Genomic DNA, 20,548 nt, shown 5'->3' on the forward strand with positions numbered 1-20,548 from the left:
GTCTCGTGCGCCAACCTGCAGGCGGGCTGGTTCTCGGCGTACAGGCACTGGCCCGACGCGACGACCTGCACGCAGTCCTGCACCCGGGCGACTACCTCTACGAGTACGGCCCCGGACAGTACGGCTACGGCCGGGCCGACGTGGACGTCCGCGCCCACGTACCCGCCCACGAGATGGTGCGACTGGCCGACTACCGCCAGCGGCACGCGCAGTACAAGCTCGACCCCGACCTCCGGGCGCTGCACGCGCGCTATCCCTTCATCGTCACGTGGGACGACCACGAGGTCACCAACGACCAGTTCAAGGACGGCGCCGAGAACCACCAGCCGGACGAAGGCGACTACCTCGTACGGCGCCAGCGGGCCCATCGCGCGTACGACGAATGGATGCCCGTGCGACTCGAGGGCACGGCCGAGGTCGGAGACGGGACCCAGTTGTTCCGCGAGCTCACCTTCGGCAAGCTGGCCCAGCTGAGCATGCTCGACCTGCGCACCTACACGCGACGAGCAGGTTGCCACGACTGCGCCGACGCCGGTGCCGAGCCTCGAGGCGAAGGTGAGCGATCCCGATCGCACGATCACCGGCCGCGAGCAGCTCGACTGGCTCACGTCGTCGCTGCGCCGGGCCCGGCCGCAGTGGAAGATCGTCGGCAACCCGGTGATGATCGCGCCGGTCACCTTCGCGCAGCTGCCGACCCAGCTCATCGACCCGCTCAACGACGTCACCGGGATCCTGCCGCGCGACGGTGCGCCGTACAACGTGGACCAGTGGGACGGCTACACCGACGACCGGCGCGAGCTCTTCACCGCGATCCGCGACCGTCGGCTGCGCGACGTCGTCTTCCTCACCGGCGACATCCACTCAGCGTGGGCCTGCGACCTGCCCTACGACGTCGCCACCTATCCGGTCGGCGAGTCGGCGGGCGTCGAGTTCGTCTGCACGTCGGTGACCTCGAACAACCTCAAGGACATCACCGGCACGCCCGCGCGCACGACCAGCCTCGCGGTCGAGGCGACCATCCGAGGCCAACAACCGGCACGTGAAGTACCTCAACTTCGACGATCACGGCTTCTCCGTCTTCGACCTGACGCCGGCTCGCGCGCAGATGGACTACTTCGTCATCGGCGACCGCAGGGATCCCGGGGCCGGGGTGTCGTGGTCCGCGTCGTGGGCCACGCTCTCGGGCACCAACAAGGTCGTCCCGGTCTCCGCGCCGGTCGGAGGCAGCGATGTGTGAGTCACGGTCCACGGCGTTCGGCGACGGGCTCGCCGAGATCCGCGCCGGTCGGCGCACCCTGCTCGCGGCGGGCGGAGCAACGCTGCTCTCGACGCTGGTGGGCTTCGACCCGGCGTTCGCCTCCAAGTCCGCCAAGCGCGCCTACGTGCTCGTCCTCGACGGCTGTCGCCCCGACGAGATCACGCCCGGCCTCATGCCGCGCACCAGCGCGCTGCGCGACGCCGGACTCAACCACCCCTACGCGTCGTCGGTCCCGATCATGGAGACCATCCCCAACCACGTGATGATGATGACCGGGGTGCGGCCCGACCGCAGCGGTGTCCCGGCCAACTCGATCTTCGACCGCACACTCGGCGCCGTACGCGAGATGGATCGTCCGACGGACATCAAGGTGCGCACGGTCATCGAGCGCCTGAACAAGGCGGGCCTGAGCACCGGCACGGTCCTGTCCAAGGAATACCTGTACGGCGTGTTCGGCGGCCGCGCCACGCACCGCTGGGAGCCGGCCCCGATCGTGCCGGTGTCCGGGCACGCGCCCGACGTCTTCACCATGCAGGCGGCCCCGGCGATGCTGGCCGAGCACGACCCGCACCTGATGTTCGTCAACCTCGGCGACATCGACCGCTTCGGCCACAGCGACCTCACCGGACCGCTCGGGCTCAAGGTCCTGCGCCAGACCGCCCTCGCCACGACGGACGTGCAGGTGGGCCGGTTCGTCGACGCGCTCAAGACGGCCGGTCGCTGGGACGAGTCCATCGTGATCGTGCTCGCCGACCACTCGATGGACTGGTCGCGACCGGACGCGGTGATCTCCCCGGCTCCCGTGCTCGAGGCGGATCCACTGCTCGCCGGGAAGGTCCAGATCGCCGACAACGGCGGCGCCGACCTGCTCTACTTCACCGGCCCGGTCGCGGAGCGCGATGCCGCCGTGGCCCGGATGGTGGCACTGGCGACCTCCGTCGAGGGCGTGCTCTCGGCCCACGACCCACGGCGCACGACCCGGCTGCGCACGGGTCCGCTCGGCGGTGACGTCGTCGTGTTCTGCAGGGCCGGCTGGCGCTTCAGCGACCCGTCGCTCACCTCGAACCCGATCCCGGGCAACCACGGGCACCCGGCCACCAAGTCGATCCCGTTCTTCATCGGCGGTAGACACCCCCGGGTGCCGCGCGGTGTGTCGCGCTCGGCGGAGGCACGCACGATCGACGTGGCGCCGACGCTCGCCGACTTCTTCGGCGTCGGCGGACCGCGCGGCGGCTACGACGGTCGGTCGCGGCTGCCGCGCTGACGTCTGCCGGGGCGCTCAGCCCTCGGCGAGCCGGGCCAGCGCCTTGCGCACGAGCGCGGGGTCGGTGGTGGTCCACATCGGCGGCAGGGAGGCCTTGAGGAACGAGCCGTAGCGAGCGGTCGCGAGCCCGGGGATCGAGTACGGCGACGACGCCGCGATCGGAGGTCGTGCGGATCAGCCGCCCGGCGCCCCTGGGCCAGCAGCAGCGCGGCATGGGTGGCGGCGACCTGCATGAAACCGTTGCCGCCAGCCTTGTCGGCGGCCTTCTGGCGCGCGGACATCAGCGGGTCGTCGGGGCGCGGGAAGGGGATGCGGTCGATCAGCACCAGCTGGCAGGTCTCCCCCGGCACGTCGAGCCCCTGCCACAGCGACAGCGTGCCGAACAGGCAGGTGTGCGGGTCCTCGACGAACTGCTTGGCGAGCTCGGGCAGCTGCGCGTCGCCCCCGGGCGAGCGTCGTCAGGTACGGGAGGCGCTCGCGCACGACCTCGGCCGCGGTCTCGGCCGCCCGGCGTGACGAGAACAGCCCGAGGGTGCGACCACCCGCGGCGTCCACCAGCTCGCAGATCTCGTCGAGCTGGGACTTCACGAGGCCGTCGCGGCCGGGAGGCGGCAGGTGGCGGGCGACGTACAAGATCGCCTGCTGGCCGTAGTCGAACGGTGAGCCGACGTCGATCCCCCGCCGGGCAGCACCTCGCCGGAGCGTGACGGGGCCTCGCGCTCGGTCGGCTTGAGGCCGAGCGAGGTGGCGACGGCGTTGAAGTCGCCGCCGAGCATCAGCGTCGCACTCGTGAAGACGACGGTCTTGTCGGTCAGCAGCTTGTCGCGCATCGGCCCCCACACGGAGCGGCGCGACGTGCAGCCGCGCCGGGATGCGGTCGCGCGCCTCGTTGAGCCACAGCACGTCGCTCTCGAGGTTGGCGGCCATCCGCTCGGCGTTGACGAAGACGTCCTGAACCATGCCCTTGGCACGGGTGCGGCCGGCGTCGCCGCCGTCGCCGCCCGACGTCTCCTTGGGGAAGGCCGAGAGGCACGTGCGGGCGGCGTCGCGCACGAGCGCCAGCGCCTCGCCCAGCTGGTCGGAGAGTCGCTCGATCCGGCCCGGCGTGGTCGCCTCGATCGCCTCGGCCAGCGAGTCGGCGGCCTCGCCGAGCGCGTCGGCCGACTCGTCCTCCACCCAGCGCTGGGAGCGCCGCGACGCGCGCTCGATGTCGTTGACCGCGAGCTCGTCGGTCGCCGCCTGCGTCACGCGGGCGGTCAGCTCGTGGGCCTCGTCGATGACCACCGCGTCGTAGTCGGGGATCATCGGCACCCCCTCGATCGCGTCGATGGCAAGCAGCGAGTGGTTGGTGATGATCAGGTGCGAGCGCTGCGCCTTCTCCTTCGCGCGCTCGGCGAAGCACTCCGCGGCGAAGGGGCACTTGGTGGCGCCGAGGCACTCGCGGTGGCTGACGCTGACCCGGCGCCACTCGCGGTCGGTGTGGCGCGGCGCGTTGTCGCGCTCGCCGGTGCCGGAGTCCTCGGACTCCTTCTCGGCCCACGCGCGGAGCTCGAGCACCTTCTCCGCCATCGATCCGGTGGGGACGTCGACGAGCGCGCCCTGCTCGTCGGGCACTCCTTCACGGATGCGGTGCAGGCACGCGTAGTTGCCCCGGCCCTTGAGCACGGCGTACGTCGCATCGACTCGGTCGCCGATGGCCTCGACCAGCCTCGGGATGTCCCGCTCGACGAGCTGGTGCTGCAGGGCGAGGGTCGCGGTGGCGACCACGACGCGGTCGTGGTGGAGCAGCGCCGGGACGAGGTAGGCCAGCGACTTGCCGGTGCCGGTGCCGGCCCTGGACGAGCAGGTGCTTGCCGTCCACGAGGGCCCGGGGAGACCCGGGTGGCCATCTCGATCTGGCCGGCCCGCTCCTGCCCGCCGAGGGCCGTCACCGCAGCGCCGAGCACCCCGGTGACATCTGGGGTCCTGCGCGCGGGTGGGGCTTGGGTGTCAGGCACCCGAGAACCCTACGGGCGAGCACCGACAGTGCGGCGTACGCACAGGTCAGATGACGGCGCCGGAGTCGTCCGGCGTGCGCACGACCTTCTCGCGCTTGGTCCGACCCATCGGCCACTTCTCCCGGAAGTAGGTGAGCATCGGGGTGGCGGTGAAGACGGAGGAGTAGGTGCCGACGATCAGACCCACGAGCAGGGCGATGGCGAAGTCGCGCAGCGAGTCGCCGCCGAGGACGGCCAGCGCGGCGAGGATGAACATCGTGCCGAGACCGGTGTTCACCGTTCGCGGCATCGTCTCGATGGCGGCGCGGTTGGCCATGGCCGAGAAGCTGTCCTCCGGCCGGGACGCGAACCAGCGCTCACGGATGCGGTCGAAGACGACCACCGTGTCGTTGACGGACAGACCGATGATGGTCATCGCGGCCGCCGGGAAGATGCCGTCGATCGGCTTCTCCAGCCGAGGCGAAGAGACCCACCACCAGCACCACGTCGTGGGCCATCGCGACGACGGCGGAGACACCGAACGTCCACTTGAAGCGGATGGCGAGATAGAGCAGCTGAGCCAACAGCGCGATGCCGAAGGCGATCAGCGCCTTGTCTCGCAGCTCCCGGCCGAGGGAGGCACCGATCGTCTGGTCGTCGATCTTCTCGACGTCGCCGCCGATGGCGCTGAGGGCGTCCTCGATCTGCTGCTCTTCGTCGTTGCTGATCTCACTCGTGCGCACGGTGAAGTCGGCCGTGTCAGCGCCCCGGACGACGGCCTCGGGGAAGCCGGCGTCCGCGATCGCTGCGCGGGCGTCGTCGACCGTGACGTCCTTGGAGACCGAGTAGTCGAGCTGGCGGCCGCCGGTGAACTCGACGCCGAGGTTGAGGCCCTGCGTCACGATGCCGGTCACGGCCAGCACCAGCGCAGCACCGGAGATGCCGAGCCACATGCGGCGCTTGCCCATGATGTCGAAGTCGGACCTGTCGAGCCACTCGCGCACCTTGCCGATGTTGCCCGGGCCGCTGATGGCGGGGCGGCTCTCGACGGCCTTGGTGGAGACGCTCATCTCGGAGAGCACGCGGGCGATGATCAGCGCCGAGACCATGGACGCGATGACACCGATGGAGAGGGTGACACCGAAGCCCTTGATCGGGCCGGAGCCGAGGATGAACAGCAGCGCGGCGGCGAGCAGGGTCGTGACGTTGGAGTCGATGATGGCCGACCACGCCTTGTTGAAGCCGACCGCCGGGGCACGACGAAGACCGGCCGAGGGGTATTCGGCGTACTCCTCGCGGGCGCGCTCGAAGACCAGCACGTTGGCGTCGATCGCCATGCCGATGGCGAGCACGAAACCGGCGAGGCCGGGCAGGGTCAGGGTCGAGCCGAGCGCGAGCAGCATGGCGTAGGCGAGCAGGGCGTAGGACGTGAGCGCCAGCGTCGCCATCGCGCCGACGAGGCGGTAGACGACCATGATGAAGATGCCGGTCAGGAGCAGACCGATGATGCCGGCCTCGATCGAGGCGTCGATCGCCTCGGCGCCGAGGGTCGGGCCGACGAGGCGGTCGGAGATCAGCTCGAGCTCGAGCGGCAGCGCGCCGCCCTCGATCAGCGCCGCCGGTCGCTGGCCTCGGTCTGGGAGAAGTCGCCCGAGATCTCGGTGCTGTTGCTGATGTTGCCGCCGCAGGGGACGTTGACGGACGGGCTGGAGATGGAGGTGCCGTCGAGCACCATCGCGATCCGGTTGGCGTCGCCGGTGGCGCAGGCCGCGGTGGCCGACAGCTTGCCGAAGGCGTCCGATCCCTTGCTGCTGAAGTCGACGTTGACGACGAAACCGACACCGTTCTGCGGCGTGGCCGCGTTGGCGTCAGTGATGTCCTCACCCTCGAGCGCGGTGGGACCGACCTCGATGAAGGAGCCGCCCTCGTCGGGGACGACCGGGGTTGCCCTTCTTGGACGGCTTCGCGTCCGCGCTGGCGACGGTCGCCACGACCGGGTGGACGGTGAGTCGCGCGGTCTGGCCGATCCGCTCCTCGGCCGCCCGGGCCTCCTCGTCGTTGGTGACGCCGGGCAGCTCGACCGGGGATGCGGTCGTCGCCCCGGCGAGCGAGCGTCGACTCGGCGACACCCAGAGCGTCCACGCGTCCGCGCAGCACCTCGACGGTCTTGTCGACGTTCTCGGCGGTCGCCTCGGTCGACTCGGTCCCCGTCGCCCGGAAGACGAACTGCGCGCCACCCCGCAGATCCGGGCCCGGGTTGGGCTTCTGGTTCAGCGTGAGGGCCGGGCAGCCGCCGAGGAGACCGAGGACGAGCAGGAAACGAACGAGGGCGCCGCGTGACATGCGCGACATCCTCCCTCAGGGGTCCCGGCGCACTGCAATCGGGGAGGTCAGACCGGATAGGCCGCGAGATCGCTCGCGAGGTCGGCGTTGGCCCGGCCCCGGACGAGCGTGCCGTCGCCGGTGTGCTCGAGGTGCTCGATCTCGCCCTTCTGGTGCAGCCGGTTGAGCAGGTCGCCACGCTCGTAGGGCAGCAGCGCCTCGAACTGCACGGTCGGGCGCGGCAGCTCCGACTCGATGGCGGCCGGGGCCTTGTCGATGCCCTCGCCGGTCTTGGCGCTGACCACGACGCTGTGCGGCTCACGCGCCAGCAGCCGGGCGATCACCATCGGGTCGGCGACATCGGCCTTGTTGATCAGGACCAGCTCGGGGACCTTCGAGGCATGGATCTCGGCGAACACCTCGCGCACCGCGGCCAGCTGGCCCTCGGGGTCGGGGTGCGAGCCGTCGACGACGTGCAGGATCAGGTCGGAGTCGGCCACCTCCTCGAGGGTGGAGCGGAACGCCTCGACCAGCTGGTGCGGCAGGTGTCGCACGAACCCGACGGTGTCGGACATCGTGTAGACACGTCCATCGCGGGTGGTCGTACGGCGCGTGGTCGGGTCGAGAGTCGCGAAGAGCGAGTCGTCGACGAGCACCCCGGCATCGGTGAGCCGGTTGAGGATCGAGGACTTGCCGGCGTTGGTGTAGCCCGCGATCGAGACACTCGGGATGTGGTTGCGCGAGCGCTCCCGGCGCATGGTCGCGCGGGTGCCCTTGAGCTCCTTGAGCTCTTTGCGGAGCTTGGCGATCTTGCTGTTGATGCGGCGCCGGTCGGTCTCGATCTTCGTCTCACCGGGACCACGGCCACCGATGCCCTCGCCGCCGGCAACGCGGCCACCGGCCCTGGCGGGAGAGGTTGCCACCCCAGCCACGCAGCCGCTGTTTCATGTATTGCAGCTGTGCGAGCTCGACCTGCGCCTGACCTTCCTTGGACTTCGCGTGCTGGGCGAAGATGTCGAGGATCAGCCCGGTCCGGTCGATCGCCTTGACCTTGAGCTTGTCCTCGAGGTTGCGCAGCTGGCTGGGCGCGAGGTCGCCGTCGAGGATCACGGTGTCGGCGCCGGAGGCCTGCACGATCTCGAACAGCCCCTCGACCTTGCCACGGCCGATGAAGGTGGCCGGGTCGGGCGTCTGCCGCCGCTGGTAGATCGCGTCGAGCACCTCGGAGCCGGCCGTCTCGGCCAGCAGGGCGAGCTCTGCCATGGAGTTCTCGGCGTCCTCGACGGTGCCGGAGGTCCAGACGCCGACGAGGATGACCTTCTCCAGCCGGAGCTGGCGGTACTCGACCTCGGTGATGTCCCGGAGCTCCGTGCGGAGCCCGTCCACGCGGCGCAGCAGGTGTCGCTCGGCCGGGTCCTGCTCGCCGGTGGTGAGCTCGAGGTCCTCGGGGTCGGGCCCGTCGGGCGAGACCGGGTCGTCGGCATAGCCGGACTCGAAGTCGTCCCAGTCGTCGGTCGCGTTGAGGGCGGCGTCGAGGTTGAAGTCAGGTGCGTTCGTCATATGGCCTCAAGAGTAGGCCGGGGCTCGACGGACCGCGAACAATTAGTCAGCGACGGCGCACGGTCACCTTGCGTGACTTCGCGGCTGCACAGTCCCCGACCCCGGCAATCGTCCCGGCCGAGACCTTGGCATAGAACTTTCCGGTACGCCGCCCGAGCTTGGTCTTGAACCGGCCGGACGAGCCGGTGCGGGCGCGATCGATGCGCCGGTCCTTGCCCTTCTCGGCCTGCCACACCGTGGCACGTTGACAGGCCTCGCAGCCGGCCACGTCGGCGGAGAGGTTCCCCGACCAGCACCCGCGACTTCTGCTTGAGCTTCAGGGTCCGCTCGACCTTCGGGCAACCGCTCGAGCTCGACGATCCTGCCGGGGGGCAGCGGTCAACGGTGTCGGCCTTGCCGTCGGCGTCGTCGTCGGGGGTCGCAGGCGTTGCCGGCCCGGTCGCCATCGGAATCGAGCTGGTCGGCGTTGGCGACCGTCGGACAGTTGTCCGGGCCGACGACACCGTCCCCGTCCGTGTCGCTGTCACACGGGTCACCCGATCCGTCACCGTCCGAGTCCACCCCGGTCGGGGTTGGCCGGGGTCAGGCAGTTGTCGGAGTTGTTGACCACGCCGTCACCGTCGAGGTCGTCGTCGCAGGGGTTGCCCACCCCGTCGCCGTCCGGGTCGATCTGGTCGGGGTTGGAAAGCCCGACACAGTTGTCGACGGCGCGGTCCTCCGCGCCGTCCGCATCGTCGTCGCACGTGGAGAAGGTGATGGTCACCGACCGGGAATTGAGCGTGCCAGCGATCGTCTTGGAGAGGTTGTAGAGGTGGATCTTCCAGGTGCCGGTGGCCGGTGTGCCGGCGTGCTTCGCATTCAGCGGCGCATGAGGCTGGTAGCTCCCGGCGATGGAAGTTGCCGCGTATCTCGTCGGCGCCTCGGTCGTCCCAGGTCAGTGGTGCGACCCGGGCGCCACTTCCCGGCAACCTTGCCTGAAGCACGTTGCGTTGTGTGACGACGGGCGCCGGGGAGGTCGTAGGACAAGAAGGAGGCGTCGGCATGGGTGGCGTTGACCATCACGTTGATGTCGACGACAGTTCCCGTGTAGCCGCCCGGCCGCGTGACGGAGAGGCTGCTCGGGCTCAACTTCACCGCATCCGTCGTGGTCACGGCGATGGCGGCTGGCGGCCCCGTGTACGTCTGGACACACAGAACCCGCACCGGGGCGGTTGGGGTCGCGGTCGCCGGCGCCGTACCACCGAAGGCGACGAGCAGGCCCGACACCAGCGCGAGAGCTGTGGCGCCCGCCAGCGAACGCGCTCCCCGAGAACTTCACGACGGAATGGTACGCCGGACGGCGCCCGTCGTGAGGTTCTGCCCGGCCACTCCAAACCTGCGGACTACTTCGGCGGCATCCGGATGCCGCCGTCGACACGGATGGTCTCGCCGTTCATGTAGGAGTTGGTGATGCACTCGACGACCATGCTCGCCAGCTCCTCGGCGTGGCCGAGGCGCTTGGGGAACAGCACGTTCTGGCCGAGGTTGGCCTTGAACTCATCCGGGTTGGGGAACGCGTCGTAGATCGGGGGTGTCGATCAGGCCGGGCGCCACCGTGTTGAGGCGGATGCCGGCGGCCGACAGGTCGCGGGCGATCGGCAGCGTCATGCCGACCACGCCGCCCTTGGAGGCGGAGTAGGACGACTGGCCGATCTGGCCGTCGAACGCCGCGACGGACGCCGAGGTTGACGATCGCACCGCGCTGACCGTCGGCGTCGGGCTCGTTGCGGCTCATCACGGTCGCAGCCCGGCGGGTCATGTCGAAGGTGCCGATCAGGTTGATCTCGACCACCTTGCGGAACGCACCGAGGTCGTGGGCGGAGGCGAGCTCACCGTCGCGACCGATGGTGCGCTGCGCCCAGCCGATGCCGGCGGAGTTGACGCACGCGCGCAGCGGAGCGATCTCCGCGGCGGCCTCGACGGCGGCCGCGATCTGCTCGGTGTCGGTCACGTCGACGCGGGCGAAGACGCCCTTGATCTCGGCCGCGAGGGCCTCGCCCAGCTCGGTGTTGATGTCAGCGACGACGACGATCGCGCCGCGAGCGGCGAGGGCGCGGGCGGCCGCGGCACCGATGCCGCTGGCTCCGCCGGTGACGATGGCTGAGGCTCCGGAGATGTCCATGCGCGGATCCTAGGTGTACCCGTTGTCCACAGATGGTCCGGACCCCATGGTGCGTGGCACAGTGGCTGCCTAGGGTCGGATGTCATGACGATGACACCCGCGCAGATCGAGCGGAAGGTGCGGCAGTTGGACAATGATGTGCAGTCCATCTACGACCTCCTCGGCACTATCTCGGCTTCCCAGCACAACATGGCGGCGACTCTGGCTCGCCGGGGCAACCGCCTTGACGAATTGGCCGCCGCTCTTGAGGTGCACGATCAACGCTTCGACGGGGTCGATCAACGCTTCGACGGGGTCGATCAACGCTTCGACGGGGTCGATCAACGCTTCGACGGGATAGACGCCAAGCTCGAAGAGATCCTCACTCTCGTGCGAGCGCGCTGAGCGTCAGAGGTCGCTGGTGCCCTCGGCGACCAGCACGGCCGGCCCCGTCATCAGGATCCGGTCGTCGGTGGTCCAGGGTGATCCGAAGGCTGCCGCCGGGGACGTCGACGGTGTACGCCGTCTCGCGAGGTGCGTCGTCAGCCAGCGCTGCGGCGACCATCACCGCGCAGGCGCCGGTGCCGCAGGAGCGGGTCTCTCCGGAACCGCGCTCGTGCACGCGCATCGCGACGTGGTGTGCGCTGCGGCGTACGACGAACTCGACGTTGACCCCGTCGGGATAGACGGCCCGGTCGAAGCCGGGCTCGACGAGCAGGCTGCCGGCCTCGTCGAGCGAGTCGACGAAGGTCACGGCGTGCGGGTTGCCCATGGAGACGTGCAGGGCCTCGTGGGTGACGCCGTCGACGCTCACCTTGGTGCTCGCGAAGACCTCCGGCGCGCCCATGTCGACGGTGACGTCGTCGCCGTCGAGCGTGACGGTCTTGATGCCGGCGCGGGTGTCGATCTCGAGCGGCGTGGTGGCGCCCTCGTGGTCGAGGAGGTAGCGGGCGAAGACGCGGATGCCGTTGCCGCACATCTCGCTGATCGAACCGTCGGAGTTGCGGTAGTCCATGAACCAGCGCTCGCCCTCGCGCACGGCCCGCAGCACTCCGTCGCCACCGATGCCGGCGCGGCGGTCGCACAGGGCGCGGACCCGGTCGGCGCTCAGGTCACCGTGGATCGTGCCGTCGGGGTCGGGCAGGAGCACGAAGTCGTTCTCCGTGCCATGGCCCTTGAGGAAGCGGTAGCTCACCCCCTCATTGTGTCAGGCGCGCGCAGGACCGACGGAATAGCGAGCGCACGCGAAGGCCTTGTTCTGCTCGAGCTCGAGGAGCACGAGGTCGCGACGGCGCGGGAAGAGCGGGGCGACCCGCGCCGAGGGTGACGGGTGCGATGTAGAGGGATGAGCTCGTCGAGGAGCCCCGCGTCCGCGAACTGGCCGGCCGGGTCACCACCGCCCACCACCCACACGTCCTTGCCGCCTGCCGCGGTCACCATCTCCTCGTGGACGTCCTGCACGTCGTTCGCGGTGAAGGTGATGCCTTCGTGCGGCGCGAACTCACGGTGGGTGAACACACCCACGACGGCTGCTCGTACGCCCACTCCTCGCCGGTGCGGGCGTTGTGGTCGAGAACCCACTGGTAGGTCGTCGCGCCCATGCAGATGGCGCCCACGTCCTTGATGAAGTCGCCGTAGTTGAGCGGGCCACTCTCGTCCCGGTCCCGGACGAAGAGCCAGTCGAGCGAGTCGTGCTCGTCGGCGATGAAGCCGTCGAGGGTGGTCGCGCTGTAGAAGACGGTTCTCATGGCATCTTCCTACTCCTTCTGCACCACCTTCGCCGATCCACCACCACGACGGACCGGCTCCGCGACCGCGGTCATCCGGCCACCGGGTCCGAACTCGATCGCCGTCGCCGCACCGATCTGTGCCCGGCTCGTGAACGCGTCGCCCGCGGGGACGAACGTGTGGCCGAGGGCGGTCAGCGCGGCGCCGTACGCCGTGATGAACTCGGGCTCGGAGGTCACGCTGGCCGTGTTGCGCGGGCTCGATCGCGGCGCCGCAATGGCCTCCTCGATGGTCATGCCCGTGTCGATCCGGTTGACGAGCATCTGCAGCACCGTGGTGATGATCGTGGAGCCGCCGGGCGAGCCGAGGGCCAGGGAACGGCTTGCCGTCCTTGAGCACGATCGTCGGGCTCATCGACGAGCGCGGGCGCTTGCCCGGCTGGATGCGGTTGGGGTCGGCGGCGTCGTAGACGGTCGAGAAGTCGGTCAGCTCGTTGTTGAGGATGAAGCCGTGGCCGGGCACGACCATCCCGGAGCCGCCGGTCTGCTCGATCGTGAGGGTGTACTCCACGACGTTGCCCCACTTGTCCGCGACCGTCAGGTTGGTGGTGGAGATGTTCTCGGTGTCGGTGCCGGTCGTCCCGCTCGCGGCAGGCGTCGGGCAGATCCCGTCGTACGCCGCGGCGTCACCCGCCGCGACCGGCTTCGTCGCCGCCTTGACCGGATTGATGGCGCAGGCGCGCTCGGCGGCGAACTTGTCGCTGAGCAGCGTCGGCAGGGGTACGTCGACGAATCGCGGGTCGCCGAGGTACTTCGCGCGGTCGGCGAAGGCGAGGGCACCGGCCTCGAGGTAGGTGTGCAGCACCTGCTCGGGGGGCTTCCCGGTGAAGTCGGTGCGCTCGAGGATGTTCAGCGCCTCGCCCACGGTGGAGCCGCCGCTCGACGAGGGGGCCATGCCGTAGACGTCGTAGCCGCGGTAGGTGACCTTGGTCGGCGCCCGGCCGAGCACCTTGTAGTCCTTGAGGTCGCTGCGGGACAGATAGCCCCTCGGCACCGGCAGGTCGGTGCCCTTGGTGGTGCGCGGCTTGCGCACGATGTCGACCATCAGCTTCGCGAGGTCGCCACGGTAGAAGGCCCCGGTGCCGCGTTCGGCGATGTCGGCATAGGTCGCGGCCAGCTCGGGGTTGGTGAAGATCGAGCCGACCTTGGGCGCGTCGCCCTTCGGCAGGAACAGCTTCTTGGTCGCGCGGAAGGCGCGGAAGCGCTCCTCGTTGTCGAGCGTCTGCTCTGCGGAACGTCTCGTCGACCACGAAGCCGCGGGTCGCGACCTTGATGGCGGGCTTGAGCGCGTCGGCCATCGTGAGGGTGCCGAACTTCTTCAGCGCGCGCTCCCGGGTCGCCGGCGTGCCGGGCGTGCCGACGCTGACGCCGCTGGTGACGAGGTCGGGCGTGAAGGGGTAGGGCTTGCCGGTGGCCGGGTCGATGAATGCGTCGTTGGGCATCTTCTTCGGCGCGGTCTCGCGGCCGTCGATGGTGCTGACCTTGCCCGTCTCGGCGTCGTAGAAGACGAAGTAGCCACCGCCGCCGATGCCCGCGCTGTAGGGCTCGGTGACGCCGAGGGTGGCAGCGGCAGCGACGGCCGCATCGGCCGCGTTGCCGCCCTGCTTGAGCACCTTGAGGGCGGCCGCACTGGCCTCCGGATCGACCGTGGAGACGGCACCGCCCTTGCCGACGGCGGTCGGGCTCTTGCCGGTCGGTCGGTCTGCAGGGGTGTCGGCCGGGGCCGGTGGCGCGGCCACCGGGAGGCCGGCAACGAGGGCGGACGTCGCCGGGGCAGGGGTGAGACGCATGGTTACCTCCCGAGAGTTGAGATCCCCCCACCTTGCTCCGTGGTCGCCGATCTGTCGAGAGCCGCGAGTGCCTTCTCGAGCCTGTCTTCGTCGTCGAACCGCACCCAGACGACGCGCGGGTCCTTGCAGGAACCAGCCGTCCTGTCGGCGCGCGAAACGTCGAGTTGCTGCCTGTGTGCGTTCCACTGCCTCGTCGCGGGTGATCTCCCCGCGAAGGAAGGCCGTGGCCTCGCGGTAGCCGATCGCGCGCCTCGCCGTCTGGCCCCGCTCGAGCCCCTCGTCGAGCAGCCGCTCGACCTCCTCGACCAGCCCCTCGTCGTACATCTGGCGAACCCGCGTCTCGATGCGCGCGTCGAGGGTGGGCCGGTCGATGTCGACGCCGATCTGCAGGCTGTGCGGGTCGGCGTAGGTCGGAGTGGGAAGGCTGGCGGAGTAGGGGCGGCCGGTGAGCGCGATGACCTCGAGGGCGCGCACGATGCGACGGCCGTTGTCGGGGCCGATCTTCGCAGCGGCCTCGGCATCGAGTCGCTCGAGGCGCTCGTGCAGCGTGTTCGCTCCCACGAGCTCGAGCTCCCCCTCGAGCTCGCGGCGCACGGACTCGTCGGTGCCGGGGAACTCGAAGCGGTCCAGGGATGGCGCGGGTGTAGAGCGCACTGCCGCCGACCAGCACGGGCACCTTGCCCCGGCCACGGATCTCGGCGATCTCGTCGCGCGCCCAGCCCCGGAAGTCGTGCACCGTCGCCGTCTGTGTCACGTCGAGCCGGTCGAGCAGGTGGTGCGGGATCCCGCGGCGCTGCGACGGGGGAGCTTCGCCGTACCGACATCCATGCCGCGGTAGAGCTGCATCGCATCGGTGTTGACGATCTCGCCGCCGAGCTCCGTCGCCGTGTCGAGGCTCAGACCCGTCTTGCCCGATGCCGTCGCCCCGACGATTGCCACGATCGGGAGGGGTGCGCATCCGTGGACATGCTGGCTAGTGTTTCAAACCGTGAGCGGTCTCAACGGGGGCCGCACCGAGCATCGGAGAAGCACATGGGATTCCTCGACGACGCCAAGGACAAGCTCACCGACGCGGTCGACAGCCGGGGCGACAAGATCGCCGCTGGCCTCGACAAGGCCGGTGACTTCGTCGACGACAAGACCGGCGGCAAGTTCTCGGACAAGATCGACGCCGGCACCGACAAGGCGGCCGACGCCCTCGACTCGCTCGACGGCCAGAACGACGACATCAAGTAATCCGTCTGCTCGCTCTGGGCCGTCCACCCCTCACGGGTGGACGGCCTGTTGCATTTGCTCACGTGGTCTGCCTTGACTGGACCCGGGCCGGGACAGCCCCGGCCATGACTTCTCGGGAGTTGTGATGAGCACCAACAGCGGACTCGGCGACGCCGTCGACAAGTACGGCGAGCAGATCGACAGCGCACTGGAGAAGGCCGGCGACTTCGTCGACGACAAGACCGGCGGGAAGTACTCCGAGCAGATCCGGGCGGGTGTCGACAAGGCCGCCGACGCCCTCGACGGGCTGGACGGTCAGAACGACGACCTCGGCACGCCCCCCGAGGCGCCCGACACCGAGGCGCCAGCCGACACAGAGGCTCCGCCCGCGCCGGGCGTCCCGACCGAACCCACCGAACCCACCGCCCCCGACCGAGCCGGCTCCGCCGACGATTCCCACCGAGCCGACCGAGCCGACCGAGCCCGTCACTCCCGCGCCGTAGCCGTGGCCGAGCTGTCGGTCGCGCCGACTAGGTTGAAACGCGTGACCGACAGCTTTGTGGTGGTGCCTGCCTCCTACGTCTATCTGCTTCGCGACGGTGCCGGCGAGCCGGAGGTGCTGCTGCAGCTGCGTCAGGGCACGCCCTACATGGACGGCCACTGGGCCGCTGCCGCAGCCGGACACGTCGAGCGGGGCGAGACGGCGTACGCCGCAGCCCAGCGCGAGGCAACCGAGGAGCTCGGCATCAGCGCGGTCGACCTGCGCTTCGAGTTCACGATGCAGCGCACCCGGGGAGGCGAGCCGATCGACGAACGCGTCGACTTCTTCTTCACCGCACGCTCTCGGTCCGGCGATCCCCGGATCGTGGAGCCGGACAAGGCCGGCGAGCTGCGCTGGTGCCCGCTGTCAGACCTGCCGTCGCCGATGGTGCCCCATGAGGCCTTCGCCCTCAGCCAGCTCGGCACCGACCAGCGTTACCTCAGCCACGGATTCGACACCGACAATGGAGGACAGCGATGAACGACGCAGATCTCGGCCCGAAGCCCGACCCGGTCGTCGAGGAGAAGGAACCCAACCCCGGCGGCGCTGACGCACTCCCCGACGACAGCGACGACGAAGGGCTTGCGCGCGACCCGGATCCCTCGGCCAACCCGGCCGTCGACGAGATCATGCCTCCCGAGATCACCGCGCCGGACACCGAGAAGACCCAGTCTCCCGACGGGGATGCAGCCGACGCCGAGACCGGCGAGGAGACGGACCCCGAGGCAGGCCAGGGAGGCCGAGGACGGGTCGGTCGAGCCGCCGGCCTGACGCTGCTTCCCGCTGAGTGTGGACTCGGTGTCACCGGGTGACACCGAGTCCACACTCAACGTTTTCCACAGCCGCCACCTGACACGACTGACGTGCGTCCGCCGCGGGGAAGCTCTCGCCATGAGCGAGACGAGCAGGGCATGGCCCGACGACTGGGGAATCGACGACTTCCTCGACGACCAAGCCGGGGTCATCTCGCGCGTCCAGCTCCCGGGCGGCCGGAGAGACGGCTCCGAGCATCCGGCGCATGGTGCGCAGACGCGAGCTCGCGATCATCCATCCCGGGGTCTACCACAACCACACGGGCGATCCGACGTGGCTGGAGCGAGCCCTGGGCCGGTGTGCTCCACGCCCGGCCGGCTGCGCTGTCCGGGCAGTCCGCGCTCCGTGCTCATGAGGGGCCCGGCAAGACCAGCCGCGACCTCACCACCATCGAGGTGGCCATCGATCAGGCCCGGACCGTCGTTGCTCCGGCCGGAGTTCGGGTACGCCGCATCGATCGCCTCTCCGAGCGCGCTGTGGAACACCGGACCCCCGCGGCTGCGCTACGAGGACGCCGGCATCGACGTTGCGGCCCACGCCCTCACGGACATGGCGGCCTTGTCAGCCCTCGCCGACATGGTGCAGTCGCGTCGCTCGACCGCGGCCCGGCTCGCCGCCGAGGTCGCATCGCGGATGCGCATTCCCCGTCGGGAGTGGATGAGCAGCGTCCTCACCGACATCGCGGACGGCACCTGCTCGGTGCTCGAGCACGGCTACCTCGATCGCGTCGTCCGACCGCACGGGCTGCCCATGGGCGAGCGTCAGGTGCGCAGCAGCGACGGCACCCGTGTGGTCTACCGCGACACCGAGCACGACAACGGTCAGATCGTCGGAGCTCGACGGCCGGCTCTTCCACGACAGCGCCACGCAGCGCGACGCCGATCTCGAGCGAGACCTCGACGCGGCGGTCGACGGCAAGGGCACGGTTCTGCCCGGGTTGGGGCCGGGTGTTCGACCGGACCTGCGAGACGGCCGGCAAGGTGGCCGCACTGCACCGTGCGCGTGGCTGGCTCGGAGTGCCGACTTCGTGCGGACTGCCTGACTGTGGACTTGATGTCGCTGGGTGACACCGAGTCCACAGTGAAGCGGTGGACGAGCTCAGCCGCAGGCGGGAGCGGGCGGCAACGCGGCCGGCACGCCGAGCGTCGGCATCCCGAGGCCGACCCCCGAGGCGGCGGGCGACTCGGACGGGGCAGCGTTGCGGCGGTCCCGGGCGTCGCCGGCCCGCGTGCGGCGTACGGAGAGAACCGGGCCGTCGGCGACGAGGTGGTGAGGAGCAGCCTTGGTGATCTCGACGATCACCATGTCGCCGGGTCGCACCCCGTCGGCCCCGACCTGCGAGAAGTCCGCCGCGAAGTGCACCAGCCGGTTGTCCGGACCGCGGCCGGAGAGCCGGTGCGTGGCGGCGTCCTTGCGGCCCTCGCCCTCGGAGACCATCAGCTCGACGGAGCGGCCGACGAGCGCCTTGGCCTCGTCCCACGCGACCTCGTTGACGACGTCGACGAGACGCAGGTAGCGATCCTTCACGACCTCGGGCGGCACCTGCGACTCCATGGTGGCGGCGGGGGTGCCGGGGGCGAGGTGAGTACTGGAACGTGAAGGCATTCATGAAGCGCGACTCGCGCACGGCGTCGAGCGTCGCGAGGAAGTCCTCCTCGGTCTCGCCGGGGAAGCCCACGATGATGTCGGTGGTGATCGCCGCGTCGGGCATGGCCTCACGCACGCGCGAGATGATCCCGAGGAACTTCGAGGAGCGGTAGGACCGGCGCATCGCCTTGAGGACGCGGTCGGAGCCCGATTGCAGCGGCATGTGCAGCTGGTGCATCACGTTGGGCGTCTCGGTCATGGCGGCGATGACGTCGTCGGTGAACTCGGCCGGGTGCGGCGAGGTGAAGCGCACGCGCTCGAGGCCCTCGATCGCACCGCACGAGCGCAGCAGCTTGGAGAAGGCCTGACGGTCGCCGAACTCCACGCCGTAGGCGTTGACGTTCTGGCCGAGCAGGGTGATCTCGGTGACGCCCTCGGCGACCAGCGCCTCGATCTCGGCCGGGATCTCGCCGGGCCGGCGGTCCTTCTCCCTTGCCGCGCAGCGCGGGGACGATGCAGAACGTGCAGGTGTTGTTGCACCCCACGGAGATGGAGACCCACGCGGCGTACGCCGAGTCTCGCTTCGTCGGCAGCGTCGAGGGGAAGACCGACAGTGACTCGAGGATCTCGACCTGCGCCTCCTCCTGCGAGCGGGCGCGATCGAGCAGGGCGGGCAGGGAGCCGATGTTGTGCGTGCCGAAGACGACATCGACGTACGGCGCCTTGCTGATGATCGTGTCGCGGTCCTTCTGCGCCATGCAACCGCCGACGGCGATCTGCATGCCGGGGTTGAGCGCCTTGACCGGGGCGAGGTGGGACAGGTTGCCGTAGAGCTTGTTGTCGGCGTTCTCGCGAACCGCGCAGGTGTTGAAGACGACGACGTCGGCCTGCTCACCCTCGGGGGTCGCGACATAGCCCGCGTCCTCCAGCAGCCCGGTCAGGCGCTCGGAGTCGTGGACGTTCATCTGGCACCCGTAGGTCTTGACCTCGTAGGTGCGCGGCTGGCTCTCGATGGCGGTGCTCATGACCCGCCAAGGGTACGGCGAGCCGCACCGGCCACCCGAATCGAAAGGGCGCTAGTGACCGCGCGCCTTCTTCACCCGGGCCTTGGCCTTCCCGGCCGCCTCCTTGGCGGCGATCTTGCCGACGTCCTTGAAGAAGATGGCGGCGCCCTTCGGGTCCTCCTTGGCACCCTTGGCCATGTCCTTGAGCATGTCGAGCCTGCTCTTGCTGCCTTCGCTCATGTGGTCCTCCCGGTTGGGGTGTTGCATCGATTCAAACACCGCCGGACCCCGCTGGGAACGGGTCAGGCGCACCGACTCAACGGTCGGGACACGGTCCGGTCACGTTTGGTCGGTCACGCCCCCGCCTGTGGCCCCGGACACACTGATCGCTATAGGTTGCCGACATGACCGCGTTGGAGCAGGAGCCCCGCTCGGCGGGGCGAGGTGAACCACTCGTCGTACTCACTGGGGTGCAGAAGCACTTCGGGTCGCTGCACGCGCTCAAGGACATCGAGCTGACCGTGACCCGCGGCGAGGTGGTCGTCGTCATCGGCCCGTCCGGCTCCGGCAAGTCGACGTTGTGCCGCGCGATCAACCGGCTCGAGACCATCGACGAGGGTTCGATCACCCTCGACGGCACGCCGCTTCCGGCGGAGGGCAAGGCGCTGGCCAAGCTCCGTGCCGAGGTCGGCATGGTCTTCCAGAGCTTCAACCTCTTCGCGCACAAGACGATCCCGGAGAACGTCACGCTCGGCCCCATCAAGGTGCGCGGGCTGAGCAAGTCCGCTGCCGAGACCAAGGCCCGCGAGCTGCTCGACCGGGTCGGCGTCGGCCACCGTGGCCGAGAAGTACCCCGCACAGCTCTCCGGCGGCCAGCAGCAGCGCGTCGCCATCGCCCGGGCCCCGGCGATGGAGCCGAAGGTGATGCTCTTCGACGAGCCCACCTCCGCGCTCGACCCGGAGATGATCAAGGAGGTCCTCGACGTCATGGTCGACCTCGCCCAGCAGGGCATGACGATGATCGTGGTCACCCACGAGATGGGCTTCGCGCGGACGGCGGCCGACCGGGTCGTCTTCATGGCGGACGGCGGGATCATCGAGGAGAACACCCCCGAGGAGTTCTTCACCCATCCGAAGTCGGATCGGGCCAAGGACTTCCTCGGCAAGATCCTCAAGCACTAGCGCCACTCGGGCTCCACCCAAATGTTCACCACATCAAGGGAGATGCAGATGCGATTCATCCGTACCAAGGCCGTCGTGGCCGGTCTGGGCTCGCGCTCAGCCTCGCCGC

Annotated in this window: 19 protein-coding genes and 9 pseudogenes; 9 read left to right on the plus strand and 19 right to left on the minus strand. The window is 69.8% G+C overall.

Features of this window, described 5'->3' with window-relative positions; translation table 11 throughout:
- Positions 1-5: 5 nt before the first annotated feature.
- The 3 genes and pseudogenes from LP418_RS32755 to LP418_RS07295 form a co-directional block, all read left to right on the plus strand.
- Positions 6-963, plus strand: a pseudogene (locus tag LP418_RS32755) (alkaline phosphatase D family protein); the annotation flags it as partial.
- Between the two features lie 76 nt (positions 964-1,039).
- Complete coding sequence (locus LP418_RS07290) at positions 1,040-1,237, plus strand: hypothetical protein (protein ID WP_257957314.1); 198 nt, start codon at positions 1,040-1,042, stop codon at positions 1,235-1,237.
- Entirely contained in the window at positions 1,230-2,522 is a 1,293-nt protein-coding gene (locus LP418_RS07295) for an alkaline phosphatase family protein (RefSeq protein ID WP_257955825.1), read from the plus strand. The genes LP418_RS07290 and LP418_RS07295 overlap by 8 nt, the downstream gene beginning before the upstream one ends.
- Positions 2,523-2,537: 15 nt before the next feature.
- On the opposite strand, the pseudogene LP418_RS07300 reads toward LP418_RS07295, so the two are convergent.
- The 12 genes and pseudogenes from LP418_RS07300 to LP418_RS32770 all read right to left on the minus strand — a co-directional run bounded on the left by LP418_RS07300 (position 2,538) and on the right by LP418_RS32770 (position 10,541).
- A pseudogene (locus tag LP418_RS07300) lies at positions 2,538-4,519 on the minus strand (ATP-dependent DNA helicase).
- Between the two features lie 46 nt (positions 4,520-4,565).
- Positions 4,566-4,934: a hypothetical protein gene (locus tag LP418_RS07305; RefSeq protein ID WP_257955826.1), complete on the minus strand. Its 369-nt coding sequence runs from the start codon at positions 4,932-4,934 to the stop codon at positions 4,566-4,568.
- The gene (locus tag LP418_RS07310) at positions 4,876-6,186 is read right to left on the minus strand and encodes a SecD/SecF family protein translocase subunit (protein ID WP_442940241.1); all 1,311 of its coding nucleotides are present in this window, start codon (positions 6,184-6,186) and stop codon (positions 4,876-4,878) included. The genes LP418_RS07305 and LP418_RS07310 overlap by 59 nt, the downstream gene beginning before the upstream one ends.
- Complete coding sequence (locus LP418_RS32760; RefSeq protein WP_442940242.1) at positions 6,108-6,410, minus strand: SecDF P1 head subdomain-containing protein; 303 nt, start codon at positions 6,408-6,410, stop codon at positions 6,108-6,110. The genes LP418_RS07310 and LP418_RS32760 overlap by 79 nt, the downstream gene beginning before the upstream one ends.
- A complete protein-coding gene (locus LP418_RS07320; protein ID WP_257955828.1) occupies positions 6,379-6,627 on the minus strand; it encodes a hypothetical protein in 249 nt (82 codons plus the stop codon). The genes LP418_RS32760 and LP418_RS07320 overlap by 32 nt, the downstream gene beginning before the upstream one ends.
- Positions 6,626-6,850: pseudogene (locus tag LP418_RS32765) on the minus strand (hypothetical protein); the annotation flags it as partial. The gene LP418_RS07320 and the pseudogene LP418_RS32765, both read right to left, overlap by 2 nt.
- Before the next feature lie 38 nt (positions 6,851-6,888).
- Positions 6,889-8,380 (minus strand): annotated as a pseudogene (gene hflX, locus LP418_RS07325) (GTPase HflX).
- Positions 8,381-8,426: 46 nt separating this feature from the next.
- Entirely contained in the window at positions 8,427-8,648 is a 222-nt protein-coding gene (locus tag LP418_RS07330) for a hypothetical protein (RefSeq protein ID WP_257955829.1), read from the minus strand.
- Positions 8,649-8,758: 110 nt separating this feature from the next.
- On the minus strand, positions 8,759-8,941 hold the full coding sequence (locus LP418_RS07335) for a thrombospondin type 3 repeat-containing protein (RefSeq protein WP_257955830.1): 183 nt from the start codon (positions 8,939-8,941) through the stop codon (positions 8,759-8,761).
- The gene (locus tag LP418_RS07340) at positions 8,925-9,143 is read right to left on the minus strand and encodes a thrombospondin type 3 repeat-containing protein (protein WP_257955831.1); all 219 of its coding nucleotides are present in this window, start codon (positions 9,141-9,143) and stop codon (positions 8,925-8,927) included. The genes LP418_RS07335 and LP418_RS07340 overlap by 17 nt, the downstream gene beginning before the upstream one ends.
- 95 nt (positions 9,144-9,238) lie before the next feature.
- A complete protein-coding gene (locus LP418_RS07345; protein ID WP_257955832.1) occupies positions 9,239-9,646 on the minus strand; it encodes a hypothetical protein in 408 nt (135 codons plus the stop codon).
- 166 nt (positions 9,647-9,812) lie between these two features.
- Positions 9,813-10,541, minus strand: coding sequence for an SDR family NAD(P)-dependent oxidoreductase (locus LP418_RS32770; RefSeq protein ID WP_442940138.1), 729 nt, complete (start codon positions 10,539-10,541; stop codon positions 9,813-9,815).
- Between the two features lie 84 nt (positions 10,542-10,625).
- Between LP418_RS32770 and LP418_RS07360 the strand changes: the two genes are divergently transcribed.
- Positions 10,626-10,925: a hypothetical protein gene (locus LP418_RS07360; protein ID WP_257955833.1), complete on the plus strand. Its 300-nt coding sequence runs from the start codon at positions 10,626-10,628 to the stop codon at positions 10,923-10,925.
- A 3-nt stretch (positions 10,926-10,928) separates the two neighbouring features.
- Here the strand turns inward: LP418_RS07360 and dapF are convergent.
- From dapF to LP418_RS30430, 5 genes and pseudogenes are all read right to left on the minus strand, one after another.
- Positions 10,929-11,715 (minus strand): annotated as a pseudogene (dapF, locus tag LP418_RS07365) (diaminopimelate epimerase).
- Positions 11,712-13,481, minus strand: a complete 1,770-nt coding sequence (locus LP418_RS32775) for a gamma-glutamyltransferase (RefSeq protein WP_442940243.1) — start codon at positions 13,479-13,481, stop codon at positions 11,712-11,714. The pseudogene dapF and the gene LP418_RS32775 overlap by 4 nt, the downstream one beginning before the upstream one ends.
- Positions 13,482-13,557: 76 nt before the next feature.
- Positions 13,558-14,787: pseudogene (locus LP418_RS30420) on the minus strand (gamma-glutamyltransferase); the annotation flags it as partial.
- A pseudogene (locus tag LP418_RS30425) lies at positions 14,753-14,851 on the minus strand (tRNA (adenosine(37)-N6)-dimethylallyltransferase MiaA); the annotation flags it as partial. The pseudogenes LP418_RS30420 and LP418_RS30425, both read right to left, overlap by 35 nt.
- On the minus strand, positions 14,848-15,036 hold the full coding sequence (locus tag LP418_RS30430) for an isopentenyl transferase family protein (protein WP_336275925.1): 189 nt from the start codon (positions 15,034-15,036) through the stop codon (positions 14,848-14,850). The pseudogene LP418_RS30425 and the gene LP418_RS30430, both read right to left, overlap by 4 nt.
- 93 nt (positions 15,037-15,129) lie before the next feature.
- On the opposite strand from LP418_RS30430, the gene LP418_RS07400 reads away from it, so the two are divergent.
- From LP418_RS07400 to LP418_RS07415, 4 genes are all read left to right on the plus strand, one after another.
- The gene (locus LP418_RS07400; RefSeq protein WP_257955837.1) at positions 15,130-15,333 is read left to right on the plus strand and encodes an antitoxin; all 204 of its coding nucleotides are present in this window, start codon (positions 15,130-15,132) and stop codon (positions 15,331-15,333) included.
- Positions 15,334-15,457: 124 nt separating this feature from the next.
- Positions 15,458-16,333, plus strand: coding sequence for an Rv0909 family putative TA system antitoxin (locus LP418_RS07405; protein WP_257955838.1), 876 nt, complete (start codon positions 15,458-15,460; stop codon positions 16,331-16,333).
- The gene (locus LP418_RS07410) at positions 16,330-16,665 is read left to right on the plus strand and encodes a hypothetical protein (RefSeq protein ID WP_257955839.1); all 336 of its coding nucleotides are present in this window, start codon (positions 16,330-16,332) and stop codon (positions 16,663-16,665) included. Before LP418_RS07405 ends, LP418_RS07410 begins: the two co-directional genes overlap by 4 nt.
- Before the next feature lie 300 nt (positions 16,666-16,965).
- Complete coding sequence (locus tag LP418_RS07415; protein ID WP_257955840.1) at positions 16,966-17,733, plus strand: hypothetical protein; 768 nt, start codon at positions 16,966-16,968, stop codon at positions 17,731-17,733.
- A gap of 31 nt (positions 17,734-17,764) precedes the next feature.
- Here LP418_RS07415 and miaB read toward each other — a convergent pair.
- Positions 17,765-19,278, minus strand: a pseudogene (gene miaB / locus LP418_RS07420) (tRNA (N6-isopentenyl adenosine(37)-C2)-methylthiotransferase MiaB).
- A gap of 51 nt (positions 19,279-19,329) precedes the next feature.
- On the minus strand, positions 19,330-19,497 hold the full coding sequence (locus LP418_RS07425) for a hypothetical protein (RefSeq protein WP_257955841.1): 168 nt from the start codon (positions 19,495-19,497) through the stop codon (positions 19,330-19,332).
- A 164-nt stretch (positions 19,498-19,661) separates the two neighbouring features.
- Between LP418_RS07425 and LP418_RS07430 the strand changes: the two are divergent.
- Positions 19,662-20,439: pseudogene (locus tag LP418_RS07430) on the plus strand (amino acid ABC transporter ATP-binding protein).
- Positions 20,440-20,548 lie beyond the last annotated feature (109 nt).

Source organism: Nocardioides sp. B-3 (genome assembly GCF_024703895.1).
Taxonomy (GTDB): domain Bacteria; phylum Actinomycetota; class Actinomycetes; order Propionibacteriales; family Nocardioidaceae; genus Nocardioides.

Bases quoted from the DNA above. Each gene is read 5' to 3' on its own strand.
- LP418_RS07410 (WP_257955839.1), top strand. From the start codon at position 16,330: ATGAACGACGCAGATCTCGGCCCGAAGCCCGACCCGGTCGTCGAGGAG.
- LP418_RS07405 (WP_257955838.1), top strand. From the start codon at position 15,458: ATGAGCACCAACAGCGGACTCGGCGACGCCGTCGACAAGTACGGCGAG.
- LP418_RS07425 (WP_257955841.1), bottom strand. From the start codon at position 19,497: ATGAGCGAAGGCAGCAAGAGCAGGCTCGACATGCTCAAGGACATGGCC.
- LP418_RS07305 (WP_257955826.1), bottom strand. From the start codon at position 4,934: ATGACCATCATCGGTCTGTCCGTCAACGACACGGTGGTCGTCTTCGAC.
- LP418_RS07360 (WP_257955833.1), top strand. From the start codon at position 10,626: ATGACGATGACACCCGCGCAGATCGAGCGGAAGGTGCGGCAGTTGGAC.
- LP418_RS07295 (WP_257955825.1), top strand. From the start codon at position 1,230: ATGTGTGAGTCACGGTCCACGGCGTTCGGCGACGGGCTCGCCGAGATC.
- LP418_RS32770 (WP_442940138.1), bottom strand. From the start codon at position 10,541: ATGGACATCTCCGGAGCCTCAGCCATCGTCACCGGCGGAGCCAGCGGC.
- LP418_RS07400 (WP_257955837.1), top strand. From the start codon at position 15,130: ATGGGATTCCTCGACGACGCCAAGGACAAGCTCACCGACGCGGTCGAC.